This window comes from Kribbella sp. NPDC055071, assembly GCF_053608045.1.
Map to the genome: position 1 here is coordinate 19,056 of NZ_JBSGUS010000020.1, position 21,884 is coordinate 40,939.

Below are 21,884 nucleotides of genomic sequence, written 5' to 3' on the forward strand. Positions count from 1 at the left end.
CAGTCACCAACACTGTCAGTCCGCACGTGGATCCGCACCCCACGGACGCGACCAGTCGTAGTGCAGCGACTCGGCCCCCGTCCGCCACCGATTGGGGGTGGTGTTCACGAGCCAGTCCAGCGGCTCGATTCCCGACGCGTCGCCACCACTGAGCGCCAAATGTATACCGTCTCGCAGCGCCTGGTCCGACCGATCCGTGCGCGTGGTTGGATCGATCGACAGGAACAGCGCGGTGCCCGATCGGGCGACCAGATCCAGGAAGCGCTGGTTGAGCTCCCACGGCGTCTGCGGAGTACTCGGGACGCAGTCGGCGTCCACGGTGAAGAACCGGTTGTGCTGCGGCAGGCGGAACGCGAGCGTGTTCACGCCCATCTTCCGAGTCCGCTCCCAGTCCCGACCGGACGTGTCGTCCCCGGTCCGTTGGACGTCGACCAGCCCGGCGGCAAGATGCCCGACCGTGTTGCAGCCGATCAGTACGACGTCGTTCGCCGCGGACCGGATCTCGCGGTAGAACGCGAGCACGATCTCGGCCGTGGTCCGAGTCGGATCGTGGAGCTGCCACCCGTCGCTCGTCAGGCGCGACCCCATCGCCGGCCCGAACCGGCCGAAGACGTCGTACGTGCTGAAGTCGTGCTTCACCAGCTCGAACCCCCAGCCCTTGAACCGCTGCAGGTCCGCGCGGACCTGGTCCAGCACCTCCGGGTACGACGGATCGAGCGCGCGCCCGGGTTTGTCGTGCGGACCTGAACTGGCCCACCGGGTGGACGCGCGCATCAGCAGCGGCCGGAACCACAACCCCGGCCGAGCCCCGATCGCCTTGATCGCGGCCGCCGTGCCGGCCAGGTCGTCGAAGACACCTGGCGTGCCGGTGTCCCAGGGACCACCGGACGCGTTGCCGCCCGGATACCACCCGTCGTCGACGACGCTGAACGGTTTGACCGGGTGCCCGTCGGCGAGCTCGACGATCGTGGTCGCGTCCTGGAGGACCGCCTTCTCGTCGAAGTTCTCGCCGTACGCGTAGTACCAGTTGTTGGCCCCGACTACCGGCGCGGGCTCAGGTCGCGCCGGTAGCCGGGTGCTCATGGTGGCGACTGCCGCGTTCAGTGTCTGCCACGGTGTGCCGCGGTCTTCGAAGGTTCGGACGGACGCTGCAGTCACGGTCCGCCCGTTCAACTGGGTCGGGCCGCCGCCGTTGCGCAGGTCGAGCCAGAGCGTGAAGCCGTCGAGGTCGACGGTCCACGAGCAGAACGCGTTCGGCTGTACGTCGACGCCCGCGCCGCTCGTTGTCCCCGTGCCGGGATCGTGGGCGAGGAAGTACCACGGCAGGAACCGCTCGGGTTGGTGGTGCCGCCACTGCAGATCTCCGTACGAGCGTTCCCAGGCGTCGCCGAGGATGGTCGCGTCGGCGGGCACGGGCTCGGACCAGCGGAGCGCGACCCGGCAGATCGTCGCGGCGGTGACCTCGACGACGCCGTCCGACCAGCCGACCTCGACGCCACTCGCCGACCACCCGGGGCCGATGCGGACGGCGGCGGTCAGCCCGTCCGAGGGGTTCGCCTGGACGAAGACGGCGTTCGGTGCTCTCACTCGGCTCCCTCGAAGATTACTTTCCCCACAGACGTTAGTTAGTGCTCGGAAGAACGGTCAAGACTCTCGACCGCCGTGACCAGCCGGTCCACGTCTGCCTGGTCGACGTACGGCGCGAGCCCGGCGCGGACGGCTCCGGCGGGACCGAGACCCAGGTGGCGGGCCGGCTCGTAGGCGTAGAACGATCCGGCCGGTGCGTTCACTCCCGCCTTCGCGAGATGCTCGGAAACCGCGGCCGGCGAGTGACCGTCGAGACTGAACAGAAGGGTCGGCGTACGGCGAGCCGCGTGGCCGTAGAGCGTGATCCCGGGGATCGCAGCCAGGCGAGACTCGAGATCGACCAACAGGCTGTCTTCGTACTCCTCGACCAACTGCAACGAGCCGACCAGCCGCTCCCGTCGACTCGCCCCCGCGCCACCCAGACTCGCGAGGAAGTCCACGGCCGCGGTCGTCCCGGCCAGCAGCTCGTACGGCAGCGTGCCGAACTCGAACCGCTCCGGTACGTCGTTCGTCGACGGCAGCAGCTTGTCCGGCCGCAGCGTCTCCAGCAGCTCGGGCTTCGCGGTCAAGGCACCAAGATGCGGCCCGAAGAACTTGTACGGCGAGCACACGTAGAAGTCGGCGTACGACGCGTCCACCGACGCGTGCGCAGTGAGGTGAACTCCGTCGACGTAGATCAGTGCGCCGGCCTGGTGGACCTGATCCGCGATCCGTTCGACCTCCGGCCGAGTGCCAAGCAGATTGGATGCGCCGGTGACCGCGACCAACCGGGTGCGGTCGGTCAGCAGCGGCGCGATGTCGTCCAGCTCGGAGGTCGCCGGGTCGAAGCCGAGCCATTTCACGGTCGCACCGGCAGCCTCGGCGGCCTGCACCCACGGACGAACGTTGGCATCGTGGTCGAGGCGGCTCACGATGATCTCGTCGCCCTCGGACCAGCTCTTGGCGAGCGTGCGGGAGAAGTCGTACGTCAGTTGGGTCATGCTGCGGCCGAACACGATCCCGTCCTGCTGCGTCCCGAGCAGATCGGCCACCGCCTGGCGAGCCGACACGACGACCTCGGTAGCCCGCCGTTCGGATGGGGTGAGCGTGCCGCGGTTCGACAATGCCGATGTGAGCGTCCGGGAGACCGCGTCGGCGACGACTTGCGGCGTCTGGGACCCGCCTGGCCCGTCGAAGTGCGCGGCACCCTCATCCAGCGCGGGGAACTGCTTCCGGACGGCGATGACATCGAAGGCACCCATACCCGCCATCCTCTCCCGGCGAGGACCCTCCTGCTATCGGTTGTCCATTTCTCACCTCGCGCTGCCCGATCCCGGATAAAAGTCTCCGGAATGTCGGTGCGGTAGTGCAGGATGTCAGGAGTGAGCACCGTGACGACTCCTGACAAGCCTCCCGTCCAGACCTGGCTCCCGACGATGCTGGCCCTGGCCGCGATCTGGGGCTGCAGCTTTCTCTTCATCTCCGTCGGCGTGCGGGAGCTCCCGCCGCTCTACCTGGCGCTCGGACGAGTCGTCGCGGGCGCCGTCGTACTGCTCGCGATCCTCGCGGTGAAGCGCGAGGCGCTGCCGCGCAGCCGGCGGGTCTGGGCGCATTCGTTCGTGGCCGGCGCGATCGGGTCAGCGGTCCCGTGGACGCTGTTCGGGTACGGCGAGCAGCGCATCCCGTCCCTGCTGGCCGGGATCTGGAACGGGATCACCCCGCTGATCGTGCTCCCGATCGCGGTGCTGCTGTTCCGGACCGAGAGGTTCTCGCCGCAGAAGGTGGTCGGGCTGCTGGTCGGGTTCGCCGGGATGCTCGTCGTCCTCGGCGCCTGGCGGATCGAGGGTGGCGCGGATCTGCTCGGGCAAGGGTTGTGCATGCTCGCGGCGGTCTTCTACGGGCTGGCGATTCCATACCAGAAGCGGTTCCTCGCGGGGACCGCCTTGTCCGGAACGGCGTTGTCGGCGACCTTGTTGCTGTGTGCAACGGTTCAGCTGGCGATCGTGGCGCCGATCGCGACCCGGCAGGCGCCGCCGATGCCGTGGACGTTGTCGCTGAACGTGGTGCTGAGCGTGGTCGCACTGGGCGCCCTCGGCAGCGGGCTCGCGTTCGTCCTGGCGATGCGGAACATCCGGCTGATCGGCGCGAGCAGGTCCTCGATGGTGACGTACCTGATGCCGATCTTCTCGATCATCGTCGGCGTCGTCGTGCTGCACGAGCACATCACCTGGTACCAGCCGGTCGGCGGTCTCGTCGTACTGCTCGGGGTCGCGGTCTCGCAGGGTCTGCTGGGGTCACTGCGACGTAAGCAGGGTGTCGTGGTGGAAGCTGCCGCCTAAGCGCGGCGCAGGTTGGGGACCGCGGCGACCACGACGGCGACCAGGGCGAGCAAGGTGCCGGCGACGACCGGGAGCGTGACCGGCTTGTCGGCCGCCGGGATGAACAGGTCGATGAACAGGCTCGCGATCAGCTGACCCGCGATGGTCGCGAGCCCGAGCACGAACACCCCGACCACGCGGACCACAGCCGCTGCCGCGCTGATGAAGATCACTCCGCACGAGCCGCCGAAGTAGAGCCAGGGCTCGGTCGGGAGGTGGTGCGGTGCTCCTCGGAAGACGAGGTCGATGAGGAGGACGACGACGAGCGCGGCGAACCCGACCAAGAAGTTGACCACACCGGCGGCGACTGCGCCGTACGTGTTCGGCCCGGCGGTGCGCGCGACCCGGCCGTTGATGGCTTGCTGGACCGCGGTGCCGACGCCACCGAGTGCAGGCAGGATGGCGAGGAGCAGGCCGTGTGGATGGCGCAGTTGGTCCGACACCGCGAGTACGACGGCAACCACCGCGATCGCCGAGCCGACGACGCGCAGCGTGGTGAACGGTTGTGGACCGGCCGGTCCGAAGCCGAGGCGGTCGACCACCAGGCTGCTGACCGCTTGGCCGGCGACGCCCGCGACGGTGAAGACCGCGACGCCGATCACGGAGACGGTGATCGACTGGGTGGTGACCAGGTAGGCACCGGCGAGCCCGCCGAGGCATTGCCACCATCGCAGGCCGCGTAGACCGCTCACCGGGCGATCGTGGCCCGGCTGGCGGATCGTCTGCCAGACCCGGTTCAGCGCGGCGCGGATCGGCGGGATCAACGCCGCACCGAGCAGCAGGATGAGCAGACCGGTGCCGAACGAGATGGTGGCGGCCGCGACGCCGTCACCGAGGACGTGGCCGAGCTCGCCGTTGATGCGGGACTGCACCGCGACGAGCAGACCGATACCGAAGGCCGCACCCAGGCCGATGACGTGGTGCCGGCGCGTCGAGGTCGGTCGGATCGCGGTCGCTGTCACGTCACTATCATGACCGTTCGATCGGTTGCACCTGACAGTGGGGTCCAGCCTAGGAACGCCGAATCAGCGCCAGATACATCGCGTCGGTCCCGTGCAGGTGCGGCCACAGTTGTACGTCGGGACCCGCGCCGAGCTCCGGTACGCCCGGGAACAGCGGGCGCGCGTCCTCGAGGGTGGCATCGTCGCGCCGACCCAGTACGGCGTCGACCACGCCACGGGTCTCGTCGGGGTGCGGAGAGCAGGTCACGTACGCGACCACACCGCCCGGTCGGACCGAGGTGATCGCCGAGTCCAGCAGGTCCTCCTGCAGCGGCCGCAGCTCCTTGACGTCTTCCGGCGTACGACGCCATCGTGCTTCTGGACGGCGTCGGAGCGCTCCCAGCCCGGTACACGGGACGTCCGCCAGGACGCGATCGTAGGAGCCGGCCGGCCAGGTCGGCTTGGTCCCGTCACCGACGAGCACCTTGTGGTCACCGGGGATCGCTCGCAGGTTCGCCCGCACCAGCTCAGCTCGATGCTTGAGCGGCTCAACCGCGGTCAGCTGCCCCTCGCGCTCGTTGACCAGAGCGGCAAGCAACGCCGACTTCCCACCCGGTCCCGCGCACAAATCAAGCCAGCTCGCATCCGTGCCCTCGATCGGCGCCGAAGCCAGCGCAATCGCCACCAACTGCGACCCCTCGTCCTGCACTCCCGCCCGACCAGTAGCCACCGCATCAATCCGCCCAGGATCCCCACCACCCTGCAGCACAGCCGCATACGGCGACCACCGCCCAGGCGTAGCCCCCACCGCAACCAATTCCCCCAAATCAGCCACCCCGGGCCGAGCCACCAACGTCACCCGCGGAGCCTCGTTATCAACATCCAACAACCGCTCCAGCCCTGCAGCCTGTCCCTGGTCTTCAAGGGCTCGATCGAACGCCTCGATCACCCACCGGGGATGTGCTTTGGCGATAGCCAGGTAGCCGAAGGCGTCTTCTTCGACAGGTGGTGCGACGGTGGTGATCCACTGGTCGAGGGTGCGTTGGCTGATTTTGCGGAGGACGGCGTTGACGATGCCGCTGCGTTTCTGGCCGATCTCGGCGCGGGTGAGGGTGACCATCTCGTTCACCGCGGCGTACGAGTCGACTCGCATGCGCAGGAGTTGGTGCGCGCCGAGGCGGAGCAGATCCAGGAGGTCGGGATCGACGTCGGCCAGCGGGCGGGAGACGCTGCGCGCGAGGAAGGCGTCGTACGTGCCCTGCCAGCGCAGCGTGCCGTGCACCAGCTCGGTGCAGAATGCCGCGTCCCGACCGCTCAGCCGCTCCTCACGAAGCGCCTTGTTCAGAACGAGATTCGCGTACCCGCTCTCGCCGTTGACCTGCCGGATCACCCGATAAGCAACCTGCCGAACCTTGTCCGGCCGCCGCTGCGGCGCCCGATTCCGAGGAGACCGATCAGTCACGCGACCGGCCCCAGGTGATCCTCGTCGGCGAGCCGCACACCGCGCGCCCAGTCGGCCGCGGGCATCGGCTTCTTGCCCTGCGGCTGAACCGTCACCAGCTCGACCGCCTTGCTCCCCGTGCCGACCTTCACGCTCGACTTGCTCGCCTGCAGCTCACCGGGCTTGAGCTCTTCGTCGGTCAGCCGGACCGCGAGCACCTTCAACCGCTCACCCCGGAACGTCGTCCACGCCCCCGGCGCCGGGTTGCACCCACGCACCAACCGATCCACCCGCTGGGCGGGCGCGGTCAGATCCAGCTCGGCATCCTCGACCGTGAGCTTCGGCGCCAGCGTGACCCCGTCTTCCGGCTGCTCACGAGCCTCCAGAACGCCCGCCTCGATCCCGTCCAACGTGTCGACGAGAAGCTTCGAACCAGACACCGCCAGCCGGTCGAGCAGATCGCCAGCGGTGTCCTCGGGTCCGATCGGCTCGGTCAGTACGCCGTACACCGGGCCGGCATCGAGCGCCTTGACGATCCGGAACGTGCTCGCACCCGTCACGTCGTCACCGGAGATGATCGAGTGCTGCACGGGCGCGGCACCACGCCAGGCAGGCAGCACCGAGAAATGCAGATTGATCCACCCGTGCGGTGGGATGTCCAGGGCCGCCTGCGGCAGCAGACCGCCGTACGCGACGACCGGGCAGCAGTCCGGCGCGATCTCGGCCAGCCGGGCCAGGAAGTCCGGGTCACGCGGCTTCACCGGCTTGAGGATCTCGATCCCGCCGAGCTCTTCGGCGTACTGCGCGACCGGCGAGGCGACCAGTTTGCGGCCGCGGCCGGCCGGCGCGTCCGGGCGGGTGACGACGCCGACGAGTTCGTGGCGGCTGGCAACGATCGCCCGGAGGGCGGTGACGGCGGGCTCCGGCGTACCGGCGAAGACGAGTCTCACAGACCAAATCCGTTCGTTGGGTGCGGCGAGACCTTGAGCTGCGGCGGGCCGGCCAGACCGGACCACTCCGACTCCCGGATCGCCTTCATCGCCTGTTTGCGGGTCACGGTGTCGAGCCGGTCGATGAACAGGATGCCGTCCAGGTGGTCGGTCTCGTGCTGGATGCAGCGGGCGAGCTGGTCGGATCCCTCGATCACCACGGGGTCGCCGTACATGGTGAAGCCCTTGGCGATCACGGACTGGGCGCGGCGGCAGTCGAAGGTCAGGCCGGGGATCGAGAGGCAGCCTTCCGGGCCGAACTGGTCGTCGGCCGACAGCGTCAGCTCCGGGTTGATCAGGTGTCCGAGCTCGCCCTCGACGTGGTAGGTGAACACGCGCAGACCGACCCCGATCTGCGGCGCGGCCAGGCCGGATCCGGGCGCGTCCTGCATGGTGTCGGTCAGGTTCGCGACCAGGCGGCGCAACTCGGCGTCGAAGTCGACGACCGGCTCGGCCTTCGTGAGCAGGACAGGGTCGCCGAACAGGCGGATGGGTTGGACCGACACAGACTCTCCACAGCGTTCCACGGACCGGGACCAACCGAGTCTAGTGCGCGCCCGGAGTCGATTCGGGGCCTAGGGCCTCTCCACATTGTTGCCACAAGCACGTACTGTGTTCCCAGGCGTACCCACAGTCACTACCGTCACACGCCCAACGGGAGACCCAATGCCCACAGCAGCACGGGGGGCAACTCTGATCCTCCTGGGTGCACTCTTGGCCCAGGCACCCCTCATGGCCCAGACGACCCAGACAGCCGATGCGTACCAGCCGCGCGACCCGGAGTTCTCCGGACCGCGGACCGTCGTTTCGCCACCCCCGAGCGTGGCACCAACTCAGGCGGACAAGCCTCAGGCAGACCCAGCTCCGGTGGACTCGACCCCGGTCGAGCCCGCGCCGGCGCCGACCTCGACTCCCACCGCGACGGCCTCGCCGAGCGATCCCGTTCCCGAGCAGCCGGCCGCGCGGTCGTGGAGCGACGTGGTCAAGCAGGTGACCGACACCTCGCCAGGCGACCTCCAGCTCCGCGCGGCCGACACGTCCGCGCAGGCCTCATCGATCATGCGGTGCTTCAAGCTCGACGAGGAGAACTACTGCCTCGGCCTCGGCTTCGTCGATCAGCTGCCGACCGGAGCCCAGCTCCAGGCCACGCTCAGCCCACCGGACCAGCAGGCGCAGTCCGAGGGCGAGGTTGGCGTCGAGCAGGACATCGCCACGGGTGATCTGACTCCGGAGGCGTTCGTGGCGGAGCGAGCGGCGATGCCGAAGGGCACGCGCGTGACCGCCGAGCTGGACGAGATGCAGGCCGCGTGGGGCGGACGGGCCAAAGCCAAGGAGCTACGTCTCCTCGCGGCGGGCGGATCGCCGGCGTCGATCACGGGCACAGCCGGCGAGGACGCGCAGTCGAGCGGGTCGACTCCGACAACCCCGACGGCAGCCCCGACACCTACGCCGACACCGACTCCGACGCGGAGTGTTCCGACCCAGACCACGCCGACTCCCGTGCCGACGCCCACGAAGCCCGCGGCTCCTGCTCCGGTGAAGGTGCCGGCTTCGGCGTACATCATGAAGGGGTTCCAGACCTCGCAGGAGAAGGGGTACTGGTGTGGTCCGGCGACGTTCCAGTCCATCGACTGGGCCGACGACAACCAGAAGGACACCCAGGCGTCCTGGGCGAAGGACCTCGGCTCGAGCAGCGGCGGTACGGCGATCTCCGCGATGGTCCGGCAGACCAATCTGAAGACGACCTGGCCGAAGGCCGCCGGCCCGTACGTCGTGCAGAACGTGTCCGACTGGAACGCGCAGACCTTCTTCACCGTGCACCAGAAGCACCTCGGCGTCTACAAGGCACCGGTGATCGAGCACGTCCAGCTGCTGAAGCGGTACTTCCCGTACCTCGCCTTCAACCACAGCGGTCACTACCAGGTCGGTCGCGGCTACGACAAGGCGAACGGCACGATCGCGATCTTCGAGGTGTTCAACGAACGCCGGTTCAACAGCCGCGGCAACGTGACCGACGGCCCGAAGAACATCCCGGCGAGCGCGCTGTTCAACGCGACCCTGGCCAATTCCTTCAAGAACATAGGGTTGTGATGCCGGCGTGCGCCGTACCACCGTTGCTGTAGGCATCGTCTCCGTCCTGCTCCTGGCCGGATGCTCCTCGTCGACCGACGACTCCGGCCAGGAGACGCCGTCCCCGTCGATGCCGAGCACAGCGACGAAGACACCAAGCAGCACCCCAAGCCGCCCTACCGACTCGGGGACGGCGGTCCCAGTGTGGGCGAAGGTGATGCGGCAACCGGTGGACGGTCTGCACCTGGTCACCCAGCAGAGCAAGTACGTCGTCACCCGCGGCAGTGACGACGCCGGCATCACCACGGTGCTGAGCCGGACCACCCAGAAGCCCGTGGTCCGGCACACCCCGGCGGCCGGATTCGTCGCGCAGTCCCCGGTCGTGATCGACGACCACTGGGCCTTGATCGAGGACATCCGCTCCGACGGCCCGGACCCGGAGATCAAGATCTTCCGCTACGACCTCACGACTGGCCACACCACCAGCCTCGGCTCGCTACCACCGGTGTCCGAGCCCGAGATCGGTGCGTACGACGGGACCTTCGCGTACACCACCACCGACGCCAAGAACCGCTCCTGCCTGATCCTCGCCGACCTGGCGACCCTCAAGTCCCGCACAGTCACGTGTGTCGCGGCACCCGGGTACATCGCGGATCCGGTGGTGTCGACCGACACTGTGACGTTCAGCGAGATCACCGCACCCGAAACCGCTCAGCGCTGCAAAAGCCTCTACACCGCAACGCTTTCCGGCGGCGCGGTCCGTCCGGTGCCGGCAGCAACGAACTGCCTGCAGTGGAGCGGCGCTTCCTTGCGTGGGGCAACGGTATGGTCCGAGGTCGGCGCCTCCGATCCGGATCAGTACCAGAGCAAGGCCTACGTCCGTGAATCCGGCGACTCCCCCGCCCGAGCTCTCGGCACGGTCGTCACCGACACGATCCTTGCCTGCGGCAACTGGATTCTCTGGGAGACCAGGGCCGTCAAGGCGGGCGCCGAGACCTACGCGATCAATCGCTGGCGTCCCGGGCTGCCGCATCCCCAGCCCATCTACACCACGCCGGCGGGTGCGGCCCTCACGCCGCTGACCTGCCAGAACAACACCGTCTACGTGGAGACGGCGTACCTGGCCAAGACACCGACCTACACGGAAGCCTTTTCGGCCGCAGTCTAGACGGCCAGGCCGCGGGCCCGGAGCTGCTCGCGGAGGTTTGCGGCACCGGTGAAGAGTTCGGCATCCAGCCCAACGGCCCGAGCGCCATCCACGTTGTACTGCATGTCGTCGGTGTAGAACGTGCGGGCGGGATCGAGGTCGAACCGGTCGATCAGGATGCGGTAGATCTTCTCGTCCGGCTTCACCGTCTGCTCGACGCCCGACACGACCTCCCCGTCGAACTGGGTCAGAATCGGGAACGCCTCCTTCGCCACCTCCCACTTCTCCCCGGAGAAGTTCGTCAGCGCGTACGTCGGAAGCCCGAGCGCGCGCACGTCCGTGAGTACGGCGGCGGTGTCCTCGAAGATTCCCTTGATCGTCTTCAGCCAACTGCTGTCATAGGCCTCGATCAGCTCCGAGAGCTCGGGATGCAGGCTGGTGAGCTCCGAGACCGCCTCGGCCCAGGACCGCCCGGCGTCCTGCTGGTGGTTCCAGGCCGGCGTCGTGACGTTCGTCAGGAAGTGCCTGCGCTCCTCCTCGTCCGGGATCAGGCCGGCGTACAGGTAGTCAGGACTCCAGTCCATCAACACCCCACCGATGTCGAACACGACCACGTCAATCGTCCGCTCAGTCATGCCCGTAACCCTAATGCGAACGGAGCAGCAGCCTTCAGCGTACGCAGAATCGGGACAGTCTCGATGGCGGTGATGTGATCGATAGCGCCGAGGCGTTCGGTCAGGTAGGTGTGCAGCGCATCGGGGCTCGCGCAGAGTGCATGGGCGACCAGGTTGGTACGCCCGGTCGTCGCCGCGACGAACGCGAGCTCGTCGTGCTCGGCCATCGCCCGCCCGACCGACTCGACGTGTGCGGGTGGCACCGATAGCCACAACATCGCGCTCGTCGTGACGCCGAGCGCTCCCGGGTCGACATCGACGTCGAAGAACAGCGCGCCGATGCTCTGCAGCTCCTCGAGCCGCCGGGCCACCGTCGCTGTCGACCATCCGGTGCGTACGGCGAGATCCGCGAGCGTCGCCCGTCCGTCCTCCCCCAGCGCACCCAACAGCTTCCCGTCTCCCGCTCCCAACGGCCGCACCAGACCGTGGTGTGTGGACGCGGAGCGAAGGGCAGCCTCCTGGGTCGGGCTGAGGACCTTGGCTCGTCCACGCCAAGCGGTCGGGCCCCCGACGTACAGGTGCAGGAGGTAGTGCGCGGACACCGACGTGATTCCGGAGGTGCGCGGGATGTCGTGGAGCAGCAGGCTGTTCGCGTCGTTCGGGGTGGTGTGCACGATCGTCACGATCTCGGTCCCGCCGGACGCGAGCTTGATCCAACTGGTGTCGGGTCGCCGGGAGAGCGCGCCGGCCAGATCCTGCGCGGCTTGCGGAGCCGCGGTCAGCCGCACGAGCCACAACGATCGGCCCGCCGCCTGCGGATCCGGCAGACCGGCGACCCGGAGACCGGCGTCCGCGCGCAGCCGGTTGTACCGCCGTGCCACCGTCTGCGTCGACACCCCGAGAGCGCTCCCCAACCGGCTGTACGGCGCCCGCCCGTCGACCTGCAGCGCGTGGATCAAGCCACGATCGATCTCGTCCAGCATGTGAAGATCATCGCCCAGAAGCACTCTGATTGGAAGATTCCTGCAATCCAGCGAGCATTGATGGAAGGCAGGATCCTCGCGACGCGATCCTGCCGGTATGACGAACACGAAGCGATGGATCGGCCTGGTCGTCCTCCTGGTCGCGGAGGCGATGAACCTCCTCGACGCCACGATCGTCCAGGTCGCGGCACCGGTCATCCACACCGACCTCGGCGGACGAACCTCGGACCTCCAATGGTTCAGCGCGGCGTACACCTTGCCGTTCGCGGCGTTGCTGATCACCGGTGGCAGGCTCGGCGACCTCTTCGGCCGGCGCCGGGTCTTCCGGATCGGTGTCGCCGGATTCGTCCTGGCGTCGACAGCCTGCGCACTCGCACCCGGATCCGGAGTACTCATCGGCGCGCGAGCAGTCCAAGGCGTCACGGCCGCACTCGTCATCCCGCAGACGATCGGCCTGATCAAGACCGCCTTCCACGGTCCCGAGTTGCCCAAAGCTCTCGGCACGATCGGTCCGGTGATGGGACTCGCGGGGATCTCGGGTCCGCTGCTGGGCGGGTTCATCACGGACGTCAGTTCGTGGCGGGTGGTCTTCTTGGTCAACGTACCGCTGGGGATCGCCGTACTGGCGTTGTCCCACCTCCTGCCGGAGTCCACCTCGCCGGCGCGAGTCGATCTGGTGGGAACAGGTTTGCTCGTCCTCGGTACGGCGCTCGTTGTGGATCCGATCCTGCAATCGCGTGACTGGTGGTTGCTCCCGGCAGGGATCGTTGTGCTCGGTCTGTGCCTGCTGCAGCAACGCCGTTCGCCGCAACGCCGGCTGATCGAGCTCAGCCTGTTCGCCCACCGCGGCTTCGCGCCGGCACTCATCACGTCGACGTTGTTCTTCGCGGTCATGAGTGGTCTGACGTTGGTCGTCGTACTGCATCAGCAGCTCACCCTGCATCACGGGGTGATGCGCTCCAGCCTGACGCTGCTGCCGTGGTCGGCCGTCTCCGGATTCGCTTCGCTGGCGGCAGGTCAATGGCTGGTCGGCCGCTTCGGATCCCGGCTCATGTACGTCGGCATCGGCGTACTGGTGGTTGGTGTCGGGCTGGCGCCGTACGCACTCCTGCCAGGACTCGCCGTGGGTGGTGCCGGTGTCGGGTTGTTTACCACCGCCTTCTTCACCGAAGCGCTACAGCGGGTCCAGCCGCACGAGACCGGGTCGGCGGCCGGGTTGCTCAACGCGGTGCAGCAGTTCGGGGGGACACTCGGTGTCGCCGGGTTCGGCAGTCTGTTCCTGCATGACCCGGCGACGATCGAGCGTGCCTTCTGGGTTGCGGCTGCGGTCCTCGTGGTGGCAGCTGGGACCGCTCACCTCATGCGGTCGCCGCGTTCGCGGCTGCGCGGGCGTGGAGTGCCGGAGCAAGTGCGTACTGGCCGATGAAGATCACCACGCCCAGCAGGGCGCAGCCGATCCAGGTCGCGGCCGGGCCGAAGTGTTCGAGGGCGTTCGTGCCGGCCAAGGGTCCGACGACAGTGCCCACGCCGAACGCCATCCCACCCAGACCCATGTAGCGCCCGCGGAGATCGACCGGGGCGAGGTCGGCGGAGACCGCGCCGATCGTCGCGGCGAAGCCGATCTCGCCGATCGACCACACCACAACCGACAACCCGTATCCCCACGAGCTGTGGACCACCGCACCCACCCCGAACCCCAGGCCGACAACCAGCATCGAGGTCGCGAGTAGCTTCGGCCGGTCGAACTTCGCCAGCCACTTACCGATCAGCGGCTGGACCACGACGATCACCACTCCATTGAGCGCGATCACCAGGCCGTAGATCTGCGGCTGCAGACCGTCGTTCGCCATCGCGAGTGGCAGCGTCGAGTAGCCCTGGAAGTAGATGGTCGCGTACCCGACCTGGATCAGGATCATCAACAGGAACACGGTGTCGCGCAGGACCACCGGCAGGAACGCTCGTTGCGGAGCATCCTGCGATGGCGCCGGACGGCTCTCCGGCACCATCGTCCAGATCACCACGCCCGCGATGACCGAAGTGCCCGCGTTCAGCCAGAACAGCACGCCGTAGCCAAGGTGCGCCAGCAGGCCGGCACTCACGGTGGAGACGGAGAAGCCGAGGTTGATCGCCCAGAACAACAGTCCGTACGCGCGGACTCGTTCGCCCGGCTGCAGCAGGTCAGCGACTGTTGCCTGGACCGCTGGGCGGAAGAGGTCGCCGAGGAGTCCGACCAGGAACGCCGCGATCCAGATCATCAGCATCGTCCTGGCGGAGCCGAGGAGGATGAGGGCGGCCGCCGTACCGAAGAAGCAGATCAGCATCGTGAGCCGGCGTCCGACGCGGTCGGCCAGCCAGCCGCCGACGAGCTGTGCGCACACGGTCCCGGCGCCGACCGCGGCCGCCACGGCACCCGCCGTACCGGCGTTGAGGTGGCGGTCGTGGGTCAGGTACAGGACCAGGAACGGCTGCACGAAGCTGCCGAGGCGGTTGACCAGTTGGCACACCCACAGCGCCCAGAACGCGCGGGGCAAGGCGGTCGGAGTGGGTGACCCGACAGCGGCAGCAGTCGTCATGGTGACCACTCTCCGGGGTCACGCGATCGGTGTCGACGATTAGGCACAGGACTAATAGAGTGGTGAGGTGATCACGATCAGGTTGAACCCGGGTGACGTGGGGCGGATCCGGTTCGCGCTCTCGCCGGTGTGGGAGGCCGTGACGAGTGTGCGAGCGCTCAGCAACGACACCGCGCGAAGTGTGCACGGGCCGTGGTTGCAGAAGGTGCGGCCGATCATCGACGGTCCGGACCTGACGTTGCTGAAGGCATTGATTCCGCCGTACGGCTATATCCCTGACTTCATCACGCCGGCGCCGCCGCGCCGGTCGACGAGTCTCGAGTCCGGTCTGGCGGCGATCGCCGCGACGCCGCATCACCTGGTGGTGAGCGAGCTCGGGAAGTTGCAGCGGGAGTCTCCACATCCGATGCTGCCGGATCTGATCGCGCATCCAGGCAAGGCGCTCGACCTGATCACGTCGGCGCTGGAGACGTACTGGCGACGGGCGCTCGAGCCGGACTGGCGGCGGATGCGTTCGCTGCTGCAGGAGGATCTGGCGTTCCGCCTGGACGAGTTGGCCAGTGGCGGGATCGAGCGACTGTTCCGGAATCTGCATCCGTCCGTGAGCTTCAGCGACGATCGGATCGAGGTCGATCGCCCGTTCGCCTGCGACGGCGAGCCGATGGCCGGGCAAGGTGTGCTGCTGGTGCCGTGCGTCTTCACCTGGCCGGCCGGCTTGGCAGTGACCGCAGCCCCGCACGTCCCCACGATCACCTACCCACCCCGCGGCCTGGGCCGCCTGTGGGAGGACCGTCAGGACACCACGGACTCGCCCCTGGCAGACCTGGTCGGCCGTACCCGGGCCGCCATCGTGAGCCACCTGGATCTCCCCATGTCCACCACGCATTTGGCCCACCAGCTAGGCCTCTCGGCACCCACGCTCAGCGTCCATCTGGGCATCCTTCGCAACGCCGGAGTTGTCACCTCCCACCGGGACGGCAAAGCGGTTCTGTACCACCGCACGCCCTTGGGCACCCAGCTCCTCACCGCCGCGACTCCCTTGGTAACCACTGCCTAGGCGCCCTTGACAATCGCTTGCCCGGTCGGGGAGATTGGCGTCACGGCGGTTACCGGTCGCCGAGCTGTGGAACATCCACCCCAGCGGGAGTTCCAACGGCGAAGGGGATCTGCCCTCTCGGTCGTCGATGTCAGCAGGCCATCTCTCAACACCACGTCGCTGGGGGGCGAGGGTGTCCAGAGGAGGCTTGTCATGACCAAGCACGGGAATTTCAAGAAGGCAGTCCGGCGTCACGCCGACGAGACGGGGCAGCGCTACACCCAGGCGCTCACCGATCTGGAGGGTCTCGGGGCCCGCATGGAACACGAGCCCGTCGCCGAGCGACTGCTCGAGCACCTTCGGGATCGCTACGGCATCGACGCGGTCGCGGCGACGAAGGTCAGCGTGCACAAGTCCTACGTCTTCCGCATCGACCGGAACGACGGCACACCGTGGATCGCCCGTGCATTCCAGCCCGCTCGCCCGTACAGCGGCGTCGAGGGTGACGCGGCGATCCTGCGATTCCTCGAGCAGCACGACTACCCCTCGGAGCGGCTGGCGGTCGACGACGCGGTGTCCGACTTCGACGGCAGCTCTGTTCTCGTGACCCAGTTCGTCAAAGGTACTCCGCTGCATGAGGATCCCCAGAAGTTCGGCATCATGGGCGACCTGCTCGGACGGCTGCACGCGCTGCCGCTCGACGAGTCCGTCAGCCGGCCCGGTGGGGCGAGTGGTGAGGACCCCAGCCGGGAGGGCTCCCCGCGGCAGGACCTGCTGGCGGCGCTGGCATTTCTCGATGCAGTGGACACGAAGGTCAAGCCGGCCGATCGGGAGCGATTCGAGCAACTGCGGGACCAGGTGCGCACGACCGACGACGGCGACGGCCTGCCCGAGGGCTTGCTCCACGGCAACCTCCTGCATGCCCCCGATCACGGGGTCATCAGCAAGCAGGGGCCAGTGGCAATCAACTGGAAGGCGTCCGGGCGCGGACCGCGCATGGCCGATCTCGCTTACGTGCTCTGGGGCGCCGGGAACTGGACTCCGCGGACCCCCAACCAAGAGTGGGTCGACGCGTTGGTCAGCGGCTACCGACGACACATCGAGGTGACCGACGAGGAGCTCGACCGGCTCGAGGGGTTGATGTACATCCGGACGCTGTACCTGGCGTGCTTCGGTTACCGGCGTGCGGTCAACAACGGCGTGCCGTTCGACGAGTGGTGGCTGATCGAGCCATCGGACTACTTCACCGCCGCCGCCGACGCTGCCAGGGCCGCGTTCCGGGGATCGCGAGACACGCCCTAACCGAAGCTTGGCGGGTCTACCTGGGTTCGGACTGTGCCGGGGTTCTTCTTCGCGGTGCGGGTCGCTTGAGCTTCTTTGAGGGCCCGCACCAAGGTGGCGCCGTGAGTGCGCGGTGTTCTCACTACGGCTCGGACTGTTTCGTCGTCGAGGTCTACCGGGCCAAGGACCTCGAGGCCGCTGGTAGTGGGAAGCAGGTCGCGGAGGCGGGTGATGAGGTCGGCCACGGCCTCGGCGGGACCGGTGAGCTCGGCCAGCTTGGCGGCAGGGGCCAGGCGGGCGGCTCGCCGTTCCTCGATCTCTCGGGTGGCATAGCCTTCCGGACTCCAGCGGACGACTGCCTGCAGGGGCAGGGCGGACGGGTCGCCGACCAGGATGACCGTGCCGGACGGGCGGACGAGTGCCGCCGCGTTGAACCAGCGGCGGACTGCCTCCTCAGGCGCGCGGAGATCCGGCCGCGCGAGCATCAACCACGTGTCCAGCAGGAGGGCGGCGCTGTAGCCGCCCTCCGCGACCGGCTCGGCTCCGGGAGTGCTCACGATCAACGCCGGCTTGTCCGGTACGTCGTCGAGGACGTTGTCGCCCCCCGACGTACGCACAAGCACGCCAGGAAAGGCTCGCCCGAGCTCTTCCGCCGTACGACGAGCGCCGACCACCGCCGCCCGCATCCGGGTGTCTCCGCACTCCGGGCAGCGGTGGTCAGTCGCGGGCCTGCCGCACACACTGCAGCTCGCGGGACCGGATCCGCCCGTACGACGCAACGTTCCACCACAGGTCGAACACCGCGAAGGCGCCCGGCACGTCTGACACACAAGGCTCGGTAGATACCCAGCCCGTGGCACCTGCACCAGCACCGGTCCCGACTGCAGTCCCGTCCGCGCGATCTCGAACGCCCGACGAGGCAATCGCGCCGCCCGAGCCCCCGGATCACGCGCCAGCTCCGTATCCGACTCCCCCGCGATGTGAATCGCCGGAGCCGCCGCCCGGATCACGGACCGATCCGCGATGAGTTCATGCGCGAAGCCGGACTCGATCAACGCCGCCGCCTCCGCGGACCGCGCGAACCCCCCGAGCAGCGCAGCACAGTCCTGCCGGAAAGCCCTGAGCAGCAAGACTTCTCGCGCATTGGGGTACGGCGCACGCGGCTCGGCGTACGACTCGTCGCCGTCGTCCCACAGCGCGACCAGGCCGAGATCCGTCACCGGCGCGAAGGCGGCCGCCCGGGTCCCGATCACCACTCGAGTGCAGCCGCGTAGTGCCGCAAGAAACGCCCGGTACCTCGCTGTCGGACCAAGATCCGCCGACAGCGCGACGAACCCTGTCTCGCCGAGTACCGCCGTACAGGCAGCCGCCAACCGTTGTAGATCCCGCGCGTCCGGTGCCAACAGCAACGCACCTCGACCGGAGGCCGCACACACGGCCGCGGCTTGTGCGAAGGCGAGCGCCCAATCGGTCCCCGGTACGGCGGTCCAGATTGCGCGCGGCGACTCCGACCGTCCGATCGCGTCCAGAAACCCGCTCGGGTACGACGACCACTCCGAGCGCGAGGTGGACAGTGGAGGCTGCGCGGGTTGATTGCAGCGCAGCGGCTCGCTCTCGACCTTCGCGTGCCTCGGCGGGACCGCTAGGCGGGTGACGTCCGCGAGGACTCCGGCGTACCGGTCGGCCACGGAGCGGCACAGGTCCGCGATCTCCGGAGTCAGCACCTGCTCCGGAGAGACGACCTTGCGGATGCGGGCCAGCTTGCCCTCGTGATCAGAGGACTCGAGGCGTTCGAGGACGAACCCGTCCAGATCCTTGCCGGCGAATCGGACCTTCACCCGCGCGCCGGGCTGGGCCGCCTCGGCCAGGTCGTCAGGGACCACATAATCGAACGGCCGGTCGAGGTGCGGCAGCGATACGTCCACCGCGACCCGGGCGACCGGCAGGGCCGACGTGACTCCGGCCGGCTCCTTGGTGCGGGACTTGCGAACGGTGTCCCGCAGCAGCGTCAGCTGCTCCGGCGAGTCCCCGTTCGATGTCACTGGGGAATGCTAGTCCGGGCGGACGACAGTGCGTTCACGCACTGCCGCCCACCTGTGGACAACTACTACTCGTTGATCGCGGCCTTGAGGGACTCGACGCGGTCGGTGCGCTCCCAGGTGAAGTCTTCGCCGGTCCGGCCGAAGTGGCCGTTGCGGGCGGTCTGGGCGTAGATCGGGCGGAGCAGATCCAGGTCGCGGATGATAGCGGCCGGACGCAGGTCGAAGACCTGGCGAACCGCGTCCGTGATCTTGTCGACCGACACCTTCTCGGTGCCGAAGGTGTCGACGTAGAAACCGACCGGCGCGGCCTTGCCGATCGCGTAGGCGACCTGGCACTCGACGCGGTCGGCCAAGCCGGCGGCGACGATGTTCTTCGCGACCCAGCGCATCGCGTACGCCGCGGACCGGTCCACCTTGGACGGGTCCTTGCCGGAGAACGCCCCACCACCGTGGCGCGCCATGCCGCCGTACGTGTCGATGATGATCTTGCGACCGGTCAGGCCGGCGTCGCCCATCGGGCCACCGACCTCGAAGCGTCCGGTCGGGTTGACCAGCAGGCGGTAGCCGTCCGATGCGATGTCGAACTGCTCGAGCACCGGATCGACGACGTGCTTCTTGATGTCCGGCGTCAGCATCGAGTCGAGGCTGATGTCGGCGGCGTGCTGGCTCGACACGACGACCGTGTCGATCCGAACCGCCTTGTCACCGTCGTACTCGACCGTGACCTGCGTCTTGCCGTCCGGCCGCAGGTACGCCAGCGTGCCGTCCTTGCGGACCTCCGACAGTCGTGCGGACAGCCGGTGCGCGATCGTGATCGGCAGCGGCATCAGCTCGGGTGTCTCGTTCGTCGCGTAGCCGAACATGAGTCCCTGGTCGCCTGCCCCCTGCAGGTCCAGTGCGTCCTTCGACGCGTCCGAGCGCGTCTCGTACGCCGTGTCCACGCCTTGCGCGATGTCGGGCGACTGGCTCCCGATGGCGACCGTGACCCCACACGACGCGCCGTCGAAACCCTTCAGCGACGAGTCGTAGCCGATCTCGAGGATGCGTGCCCGCACGATCCCCGGGATGTCGACGTACGCCGTCGTGGTGACCTCGCCCGCGACGACGACCAGACCCGTGGTGACCAGGGTCTCGACCGCCACGCGGCTCTTCGGGTCCTCGGCCAGCAAGGCATCGAGGATGGAGTCGCTGATCTGGTCAGCGATCTTGTCCGGGTGACCCTCGGTCACCGACTCGGACGTGAAAAGGCGCCTCGCCACAGTTCTCCCTCGGTTCCTCTTGTATCGCGCGACACCGTTCCGGTCGTGCGATCCCCCCAATGCACCGGCGGATGGCGATGCATCTTCGGAAGTATGCCAGCAGTTGCGGCCGGAATCCCGGCGGCGGCCCGGATTCATCCATCATACGAGATAGGTGATCAGATAGTGGTCATGGCGTGGGGTTTCAGGCGTGGGCGCCAACCGTGACCTCGCCCACGGCGAGCGCCGGCGTACAGCTCTGGATCGTCGCCATCCGCTCCACCTCGGCCTCCAGCAGCCGAAGCCTGCGGCGGTTGAGAGTGGTGATCGCCTCGACCGTGACGTGCAGCACGCGACCTGCCTTCTTCTGGTGCCACACCCCGGCCACGATGCCGTCGACCAGGAGCAGTGGGTAGTTGCCGGCCTGGCCGCGGGCGGTCGCTCGGGCGAAGGCCTTGCCGGGGAAGAGCAGTTCGCGAGGGTAGCTGCCCACGCCGTACGCATCGAAGTACGGGAGCAGACGGACGCTTTCGATCGTGTCGTCGGGGAAGTCGTCGTCGCCAGGTGCGATCCACGCGGTCTGGCCGGCCAGCTCTACCTGCGGGAGGTCGTCGAAGTACGGCTTGACGAAGGTGGGCGTGGTCTTGAGCCAACGGGCGAAGTGCTGCGGCGTCGCGGGGCCGTAGGCGTACAGGTACCGATGCAGGAGTTCGGTGAGTGCCCTCTCGCCGGGCAGCGGTTCGAACGGCTTGAGGCGATGCGGATTCGAGTACGTCGTCTTGCGGCCGCGAGTCGGTCCGTAGCAGAGGACACCCGCGTTGGCAGCGACCGAGATCGCCTGCCGCCACCGCGGCCAGTACCCCTGAAACGCAGGCATGACCAGATCGCCGGCCCACGACCCCGTCCTTCGCACGACCTCGACACTCAGCTCGTCGATGGTCAGGTCGTCGTGCGCCAGTGCATCCCCGATCGCCGCGATCACGTCAGCCGTCTGCTCCGGAGTCATCCGCATCACCTGCGGCGGCTTCGCACCCGTGGGTAACGCGGACAGCGCACCGCTCCACAACGACAGATCATCAAGCGGCAACAAATGCACAGTCCCCCGCGGCCCGAACGTCTTCACCAGCCCGTCAGCCCGCTGCACGGTCTCCCTCGTAGCCCCGCTGAGCCGCAGCGCTACCGACAACTCCCCCGCCGCCAAGACCTGCGCATGCGCCCCACACAGAGCCCGCACAACCTCAACCGCCGAACCCCCCGGCTCCCCCAACCAATGCCGCCGCATCCGCCGCCCAACCACACCCCGCCAACCAATCTCCACCCCCAGAACCTAACCCCCGCAGCGGACAACCCCTGACCTCCTCTCCCCGACGCCATCTCATGGGATACCCCATGAGATGGCCCCTTCTCCCTCCGTAATTTCACCGGAGAAGCGACCAAGTGGCGGGATATCCCTCTGAGTTGTGGGTTCTCCCCTGGTACACCAACAGAGAACCCACCACGCCAGGGGATATCCGGCTCTTGTGTTGGATGTGTGAGTTGATTGGTCACCGCTTCGCGGCGCCTGGTCCGTTTGCCGCCTTCGGCG

The 21,884-nt window shown here is 68.1% G+C and carries 18 protein-coding genes; 6 read left to right on the top strand and 12 right to left on the bottom strand.

From position 1 onward, the window contains the following. Positions 1–15: 15 nt before the first annotated feature. Both ACWF4Z_RS29065 and ACWF4Z_RS29070 read right to left on the bottom strand, forming a co-directional pair. The gene (locus ACWF4Z_RS29065; RefSeq protein ID WP_452246338.1) at positions 16–1,587 is read right to left on the bottom strand and encodes a hypothetical protein; all 1,572 of its coding nucleotides are present in this window, start codon (positions 1,585–1,587) and stop codon (positions 16–18) included. Positions 1,588–1,625: 38 nt separating this feature from the next. Continuing rightward, the gene (locus ACWF4Z_RS29070) at positions 1,626–2,828 is read right to left on the bottom strand and encodes a cysteine desulfurase-like protein (RefSeq protein WP_452246339.1); all 1,203 of its coding nucleotides are present in this window, start codon (positions 2,826–2,828) and stop codon (positions 1,626–1,628) included. A gap of 129 nt (positions 2,829–2,957) precedes the next feature. On the opposite strand from ACWF4Z_RS29070, the gene ACWF4Z_RS29075 reads away from it, so the two are divergent. Then, on the top strand, positions 2,958–3,905 hold the full coding sequence (locus tag ACWF4Z_RS29075; protein ID WP_452246340.1) for a DMT family transporter: 948 nt from the start codon (positions 2,958–2,960) through the stop codon (positions 3,903–3,905). On the opposite strand, the gene ACWF4Z_RS29080 is transcribed toward ACWF4Z_RS29075, so the two are convergent. The 4 genes from ACWF4Z_RS29080 to def are packed head-to-tail and all read right to left on the bottom strand — an operon-like array spanning position 3,902 to position 7,821. Beyond that, positions 3,902–4,906, bottom strand: a complete 1,005-nt coding sequence (locus ACWF4Z_RS29080) for a DMT family transporter (protein WP_452246341.1) — start codon at positions 4,904–4,906, stop codon at positions 3,902–3,904. The genes ACWF4Z_RS29075 and ACWF4Z_RS29080 overlap by 4 nt on opposite strands. Before the next feature lie 49 nt (positions 4,907–4,955). Further along, a complete protein-coding gene (locus ACWF4Z_RS29085) occupies positions 4,956–6,347 on the bottom strand; it encodes an RsmB/NOP family class I SAM-dependent RNA methyltransferase (RefSeq protein WP_452246342.1) in 1,392 nt (463 codons plus the stop codon). Further along, complete coding sequence (fmt, locus tag ACWF4Z_RS29090) at positions 6,344–7,276, bottom strand: methionyl-tRNA formyltransferase (RefSeq protein ID WP_452246343.1); 933 nt, start codon at positions 7,274–7,276, stop codon at positions 6,344–6,346. Before fmt ends, ACWF4Z_RS29085 begins: the two co-directional genes overlap by 4 nt. Continuing rightward, the gene (gene def / locus ACWF4Z_RS29095; protein ID WP_452246344.1) at positions 7,273–7,821 is read right to left on the bottom strand and encodes a peptide deformylase; all 549 of its coding nucleotides are present in this window, start codon (positions 7,819–7,821) and stop codon (positions 7,273–7,275) included. Before def ends, fmt begins: the two co-directional genes overlap by 4 nt. Before the next feature lie 226 nt (positions 7,822–8,047). Here def and ACWF4Z_RS29100 point away from each other — a divergent pair, with 226 nt between their 5' ends. Both ACWF4Z_RS29100 and ACWF4Z_RS29105 read left to right on the top strand, forming a co-directional pair. Continuing rightward, positions 8,048–9,406, top strand: coding sequence for a C39 family peptidase (locus tag ACWF4Z_RS29100; protein ID WP_452246345.1), 1,359 nt, complete (start codon positions 8,048–8,050; stop codon positions 9,404–9,406). Positions 9,407–9,413: 7 nt separating this feature from the next. Next, positions 9,414–10,553 carry a hypothetical protein gene (locus ACWF4Z_RS29105; protein WP_452246346.1) on the top strand — a complete coding sequence of 380 codons (1,140 nt, stop codon included), beginning with the start codon at positions 9,414–9,416 and terminating at the stop codon, positions 10,551–10,553. Here the strand turns inward: ACWF4Z_RS29105 and ACWF4Z_RS29110 are convergent. Next, positions 10,550–11,167, bottom strand: coding sequence for an HAD family hydrolase (locus ACWF4Z_RS29110; RefSeq protein WP_452246347.1), 618 nt, complete (start codon positions 11,165–11,167; stop codon positions 10,550–10,552). The two genes, ACWF4Z_RS29105 and ACWF4Z_RS29110, sit on opposite strands and share 4 nt — an antisense overlap. Continuing rightward, a complete protein-coding gene (locus ACWF4Z_RS29115) occupies positions 11,164–12,129 on the bottom strand; it encodes an Lrp/AsnC family transcriptional regulator (RefSeq protein ID WP_452246348.1) in 966 nt (321 codons plus the stop codon). Before ACWF4Z_RS29115 ends, ACWF4Z_RS29110 begins: the two co-directional genes overlap by 4 nt. A gap of 97 nt (positions 12,130–12,226) precedes the next feature. On the opposite strand from ACWF4Z_RS29115, the gene ACWF4Z_RS29120 reads away from it, so the two are divergent. Continuing rightward, positions 12,227–13,555 (top strand): MFS transporter, encoded by a 1,329-nt coding sequence (locus tag ACWF4Z_RS29120; protein WP_452246349.1) that lies wholly within the window; start codon positions 12,227–12,229, stop codon positions 13,553–13,555. Here ACWF4Z_RS29120 and ACWF4Z_RS29125 read toward each other — a convergent pair. Next, positions 13,488–14,702 carry an MDR family MFS transporter gene (locus ACWF4Z_RS29125; protein WP_452246350.1) on the bottom strand — a complete coding sequence of 405 codons (1,215 nt, stop codon included), beginning with the start codon at positions 14,700–14,702 and terminating at the stop codon, positions 13,488–13,490. The genes ACWF4Z_RS29120 and ACWF4Z_RS29125 overlap by 68 nt on opposite strands. Positions 14,703–14,769: 67 nt before the next feature. Between ACWF4Z_RS29125 and ACWF4Z_RS29130 the strand changes: the two genes are divergently transcribed. Both ACWF4Z_RS29130 and ACWF4Z_RS29135 read left to right on the top strand, forming a co-directional pair. Further along, entirely contained in the window at positions 14,770–15,759 is a 990-nt protein-coding gene (locus tag ACWF4Z_RS29130) for a DUF5937 family protein (RefSeq protein WP_452246351.1), read from the top strand. 192 nt (positions 15,760–15,951) lie between these two features. After that, entirely contained in the window at positions 15,952–17,040 is a 1,089-nt protein-coding gene (locus tag ACWF4Z_RS29135; protein WP_452246352.1) for a phosphotransferase enzyme family protein, read from the top strand. On the opposite strand, the gene ACWF4Z_RS29140 is transcribed toward ACWF4Z_RS29135, so the two are convergent. The 3 genes from ACWF4Z_RS29140 to ACWF4Z_RS29150 form a co-directional block, all read right to left on the bottom strand. Next, complete coding sequence (locus ACWF4Z_RS29140; RefSeq protein ID WP_452246353.1) at positions 17,037–19,061, bottom strand: primosomal protein N'; 2,025 nt, start codon at positions 19,059–19,061, stop codon at positions 17,037–17,039. The two genes, ACWF4Z_RS29135 and ACWF4Z_RS29140, sit on opposite strands and share 4 nt — an antisense overlap. A gap of 65 nt (positions 19,062–19,126) precedes the next feature. Next, on the bottom strand, positions 19,127–20,320 hold the full coding sequence (gene metK, locus ACWF4Z_RS29145; RefSeq protein ID WP_452246354.1) for a methionine adenosyltransferase: 1,194 nt from the start codon (positions 20,318–20,320) through the stop codon (positions 19,127–19,129). Positions 20,321–20,504: 184 nt separating this feature from the next. Then, positions 20,505–21,581, bottom strand: coding sequence for a winged helix DNA-binding domain-containing protein (locus ACWF4Z_RS29150; RefSeq protein WP_452246457.1), 1,077 nt, complete (start codon positions 21,579–21,581; stop codon positions 20,505–20,507). Between the last annotated feature and the right edge of the window lie 303 nt (positions 21,582–21,884).

Excerpts from the sequence above, each read along its gene's own strand:
- ACWF4Z_RS29120 (WP_452246349.1), top strand. The coding sequence starts at position 12,227 with ATGACGAACACGAAGCGATGGATCGGCCTGGTCGTCCTCCTGGTCGCG.
- ACWF4Z_RS29110 (WP_452246347.1), bottom strand. The coding sequence starts at position 11,167 with ATGACTGAGCGGACGATTGACGTGGTCGTGTTCGACATCGGTGGGGTG.
- ACWF4Z_RS29100 (WP_452246345.1), top strand. The coding sequence starts at position 8,048 with ATGGCCCAGACGACCCAGACAGCCGATGCGTACCAGCCGCGCGACCCG.
- ACWF4Z_RS29135 (WP_452246352.1), top strand. The coding sequence starts at position 15,952 with ATGACCAAGCACGGGAATTTCAAGAAGGCAGTCCGGCGTCACGCCGAC.
- ACWF4Z_RS29115 (WP_452246348.1), bottom strand. The coding sequence starts at position 12,129 with ATGCTGGACGAGATCGATCGTGGCTTGATCCACGCGCTGCAGGTCGAC.
- ACWF4Z_RS29150 (WP_452246457.1), bottom strand. The coding sequence starts at position 21,581 with ATGCGGCGGCATTGGTTGGGGGAGCCGGGGGGTTCGGCGGTTGAGGTT.
- ACWF4Z_RS29070 (WP_452246339.1), bottom strand. The coding sequence starts at position 2,828 with ATGGGTGCCTTCGATGTCATCGCCGTCCGGAAGCAGTTCCCCGCGCTG.
- ACWF4Z_RS29125 (WP_452246350.1), bottom strand. The coding sequence starts at position 14,702 with ATGACGACTGCTGCCGCTGTCGGGTCACCCACTCCGACCGCCTTGCCC.